Source organism: Roseateles sp. P5_E11, from assembly GCF_054049355.1.
The window spans coordinates 1-4,495 of record NZ_JBFUMO010000484.1; the positions used below are offsets into that span (position 1 = coordinate 1).

4 protein-coding genes are annotated in these 4,495 nt (G+C 64.4%); 3 read left to right on the top strand and 1 reads right to left on the bottom strand.

What is annotated here, in order from left to right; translation table 11 throughout:
• Positions 1-438 precede the first annotated feature (438 nt).
• Both ACXJKR_RS25165 and ACXJKR_RS25170 read left to right on the top strand, forming a co-directional pair.
• A complete protein-coding gene (locus ACXJKR_RS25165) occupies positions 439-1,962 on the top strand; it encodes an arabinofuranosidase catalytic domain-containing protein (protein WP_457325147.1) in 1,524 nt (507 codons plus the stop codon).
• Between the two features lie 57 nt (positions 1,963-2,019).
• The gene (locus ACXJKR_RS25170; protein WP_457325148.1) at positions 2,020-2,403 is read left to right on the top strand and encodes a hypothetical protein; all 384 of its coding nucleotides are present in this window, start codon (positions 2,020-2,022) and stop codon (positions 2,401-2,403) included.
• Positions 2,404-2,791: 388 nt separating this feature from the next.
• Here ACXJKR_RS25170 and ACXJKR_RS25175 read toward each other — a convergent pair whose 3' ends face one another.
• Positions 2,792-3,244 (bottom strand): nuclear transport factor 2 family protein, encoded by a 453-nt coding sequence (locus tag ACXJKR_RS25175; protein ID WP_457325149.1) that lies wholly within the window; start codon positions 3,242-3,244, stop codon positions 2,792-2,794.
• Positions 3,245-3,429: 185 nt separating this feature from the next.
• Between ACXJKR_RS25175 and ACXJKR_RS25180 the strand changes: the two genes are divergently transcribed.
• Positions 3,430-4,495 (top strand): sensor histidine kinase (locus ACXJKR_RS25180; RefSeq protein ID WP_457325150.1); only part of this gene is annotated, 1,066 nt, incomplete at its 3' end.

The following is a 4,495-nucleotide window of genomic DNA, read 5'->3' on the forward strand; positions in this document are numbered from 1 at the left end:
GCCCAAGGGTGGCCCGCAAGGACCTGCTGAGCCTGCCGTTGGCTCGCGGCCATGGTGCGGCGCCCTGGCCGCCCTTCAAGGAACCAGACCCCTTTCCTTGTGAACAAGTTCAGTCAACGACTCGCCGCACTTTGCGTCCCTGCGGTCGGCTTGGCAGGTTGCGGCGGCAACAGCGCAGGCAGCGACACGACGCCCCCGCCGTCGGCGGCGGGTCGCCGGCCCAGGCCAGCGCTTTCGAATGGAAATCCGGCGAGCCCCTGATCCAGCCGCCGGCTGAGGCGAGCCGCCCTATCGGCTGGGCTTGATCGTCGCCACCGCCCCCAACGCCATCAGCGAGTTGTGCACGAAATGAACAGCCGCGGCTGCAGGAGCCAATGCCTGCTCCGTGATCAGCGCCGCCGCGCCATAACAGTCAACGAACCACACATCTTTTCCGCCATGAAGTACAGCAAACAGCTCACCGTTCTCTCCATCGTCACCGCGACCCTGGTGGCGGGCTGTGGCGGCGGTGGTGGCGACGCCCCTGCCCCTGCACCTGCACCTGCCCCTACACCTGCGCCGGCGCCTGCGCCTTCGGCTGCGCAGGGGCCTTGCGACATCTACGCCGCCGGCGGCACGCCGTGCGTCGCGGCGCACAGCACGACGCGGGTCCTGCTCTCGACCTATACGGGTCCGCTGTACCAGGTCCTCAGGCAATCGGACAATGCGACGCTCGACGTCACCGCCCTTTCCAGCGGCATCGCCAACGCGGCGCTGCAGGACGCCTTCTGTGCGGGCACGACCTGCCTGATCAGCGTCATCTACGACCAATCGGGGCGCAACAACCACCTCACGCAGGCGCCCCCCGGCTTCTTCAAGGGGCCGGCGGCCGGCGGCTACGACAATCTCGCTGTCGCCAACGCGGCGCCGTTGACGCTCTCGGGCCAGAAGGTCTATGGCGTCTTCATCCCACCAGGAACCGGCTACCGCAACAACGCCACCAATGGCATCGCGGTGGGCGACCAGCCCGAAGGCATGTACGCGGCCCTCGACGGGTGGCATTTCAACTCGGCATGCTGCTTCGACTACGGCAATGCCGAGCCGAGCGGGAACGACACCGGCAATGGCCACATGGAAACGATCTACTTCGGCAACCAGTCCGCCTGGGGCACCGGAGCAGGCCCGGGCCCCTGGATCATGGCGGACCTGGAGAACGGCCTGTTCTCGGGCCGCGACCCGCACCTCAACGCGAATGACCCCACGATCACCAGCCGATTCGTCACGGCCATCGTCAAGGGTGAGCCGAACCACTGGGCCATCCGCGGCGGCAACACACAGGCCGGCTCGCTGTCGACCTTCTATGACGGCGTGCGCCCGAGCGGGGGGTATACGACCATGAGCAAGGAGGGTGCGATCGTCCTGGGCATCGGCGGCGACAACAGCAACGGGGGGCGGGGGACGTTCTACGAGGGCGCGATGACGTCGGGCTATCCGTCGGACGCGACCGAGAACGCCGTCCAGGCCAATCTGGTCGCGGCGAAATACGCGGCCGACATTTCCACGACGCTGGCGGGCCGTGCGATCAAGAATGAGTACAACGGTCTCTGTCTCGACGACTACAACTCGGCCACCGCGGCCGGCTCGCCCGTCGTGCAGTGGACGTGCAACGGGTCGGCGGCGCAGCAATGGAATATCGTGCCTGCGGCCGACGGCTACGTCACGATCGTCAACGTCAACAGCGGCCTGTGCCTCGACGATACCGACGGGAAGACCGCCCCCGGCTCCGCCATCCAGCAATCCACCTGCAACGGCCAGGCCGTCCAGCAATGGCGCCTCGTCAACGCGGACGGCGGCCAGCTCAACATCGTCAACCGCAACAGCAACCTCTGCCTGGATGACTTCAACGGCGGGAAGACCCCCGGCGCGGAAGTACGGCAGTGGCAGTGCACCGGCGGGGTCGTGCAGTGGTGGAGCATTCTTTGACATCGTGCCGGTGGAATTCTTCCCGTTCGGCCTCTACTCCGACGCCGGCTCCTTGACATGCGGCTGGCCGCGCCGCTGATCGCCGGCAACGACCTGTCGAAGATGGACGCCGAGACGCTGCGCATCCTCACCAACAAGGATGTCATCGCCGCCGACCAGGATCCACTGGGCAAGCAAGGCCACCGCACACTGAAGGAAGGCGATCTTGAGGTCTCGGTGCGTCCGCTGTCTGGCGGTGAGCACGCGGTGGTGCTGTTCAACCGCGGCAAGACGCCGGCCAACATGAAGGTGGTTTGGGACCTGCTCCAGTTGCCCATCGACCAGAAGGCCGACGTGAAGGACCTGTGGAGCAAGAAGGTCACGAAGAACGTCAGCGGCAGCTATGGCGGCAAGGTCGCGCCTCACGGCGTGATCATGGTGCGCATCATGCCGCTGCGCTGACGGCAGGCACATGCGCTGACGACGGGCAGACCATGATCGCCGTTGCCCATGACGCCGAGCATCGCCAAGCCGGCGCATTGAAACGCAGGACGGGCCCAGCGACTTCGGGTCGCTGACCCATGACGACGCCATCCATGCTCAGACTCGCATTCACCCCGCTGCTCGGCGCACTCATGCCGTCGGGAGGCACTTCGGCCGCGCCCGAAGCGCCTCCCGCGAAGCCGCGCCTCGTCGTCCTCACCGACATCGCGTGCGGGCCTCGGTAATGGCACTGTGATCCGCWGGAGGACACGCCTGGTTCGAGCCCGCGCGAGTCGTTGCGCGCCTCAAGGCTGATGGGCGTGCGCGAAGCAGGTCTTCATCCGCATTCGCAACGACATCCCCGCACTTACCGAACCTTGGCACCCATGCTTTGCACGACCACCCAGCGGCCGTCGCGCTTTTTCAGGATGTCCGCATAGACGAGTTCCATATAGATCTCCCGACCGTCGACGAATCTCTTCTCGGCCACGTTGCCCTGAGCAATGGCGACTTCACCGAAGACCTGTACATCGATCGGCCGCAGCTCGAACCACGTAAGCCTCTTCTTGCCCGTCTTGACGTCGTTCAGGAGCATTCGCTTGGTTGATACGCCGCCCGATGATCCGACCGACACCCAGTCATCACCAAAAATTTGGTCAATCTTGTYGATGTCGAGTGCCACCATCGCATCCCCCATCTCTTTCCCTAGCTGCCTGATTTCCTCGACGGCCGCCTGCGTCGAAGGAGGAACCGGTGTGTCAGCCAGGGCAGCGACCGTGAGCGACCAGAATGAAAGAATCAAAGCCATCGATCGTTTCATATTGCCATCTCCGTTTGGTTGTGTGAGATCTCCCCGCGTGCCTCTCGAGGGCCCGGGCCCGTGCGCAGCGACTTGAGTCAGTCTAGGCAGTCCGCAGGGACGAGGCCAGACCGCTCCCTGCATGCCGGCCGCCGTTCGCTGCAGAACGCGTGGAGGCTAATTGCGCCTAAGGTATCGTCGCCGGCATGCTCTCCTTGGGACGGTATGCAGCCTCGAGCCGTTGGCGCTGGATCGCCGCAGCCTGGACGGCCGGCGCGCTGTTCGACGCGTGTCAAACCGTGGCGATCATGCGCCTGGAAGGCAGAACGCATCCCTGGGCGCCGTTGTTCTTGATCGAACTGGCCCTGTGGTTGCCATGGGCGTTGGCGACGCCACTCGTCGTCCAGCTGGCCTTGCGCTACCCGCTCATTCGCAGAGCCAGCGTAGGCACCGTCACGCTGCATCTGGCAACGTTCGCCATCATCAGCACGATCACTGAATGCTGGTATGCGTGGCTCCAGACGATCTTCAATCCGTGGGGCAACAAGCGCTGGCCGACGTTCGGGGAAACGTGGAGCACGTCGCTTGTCTACCAGCTATTGACGTTCACCATCGCCTACACGCTGATATTGACTGTGACCTATCTGGTGGACGCGAAGGACCGCATCACCAAGCAGGTGACAGAAGCTGCCCGAATCAATGAAGAGCTGACCAGAGCGCAGCTGGAGGCGTTGCGAAGACAGCTCGAGCCGCACTTCATGTACAACACGCTCAACACGATCGCTGGCCTTGTTCGCGACCGACGCAACGACGCGGCGGTGAACATGGTCGTGGGACTGAGTGAATTCCTGCGTCGCGCATCGGAAGATTCGCACAGGGCGCAAGTGACGTTGGCGGAGGAAGTGGACTACCTGCAGCGTTACGTCGACATCCAGAAGCTTCGGTTCGGCGAGCGCCTTGTCGTAAACATGGAACTCCCGAACGAACTGCTCGGCGCCAAGGTGCCGAACCTGCTGTTGCAGCCCCTCGTCGAGAACGCCATCAAGCACGGCATTTGCAAACGAGTGAGCGGCGGCTGCATTCGCATCGTCGGCGAGGACCGGCAAGGGATGCTGCGGCTGACCGTGTCAAACGACGGCCCCTTCACGCAGGAAGATTTCGCTGCAACGGGCACCGGCGTGGGCCTCAGGAACTTGCGGGCACGCTTGCGGATTCTTCACGGCGAGCGGTCCGGCCTGACGCTCCAACCCGCCGGCGAGGATGGCGTCGAAG

Coding starts and splice junctions, on each gene's coding strand:
- ACXJKR_RS25165 (WP_457325147.1), top strand. CDS start 439: ATGAAGTACAGCAAACAGCTCACCGTTCTCTCCATCGTCACCGCGACC.
- ACXJKR_RS25170 (WP_457325148.1), top strand. CDS start 2,020: ATGCGGCTGGCCGCGCCGCTGATCGCCGGCAACGACCTGTCGAAGATG.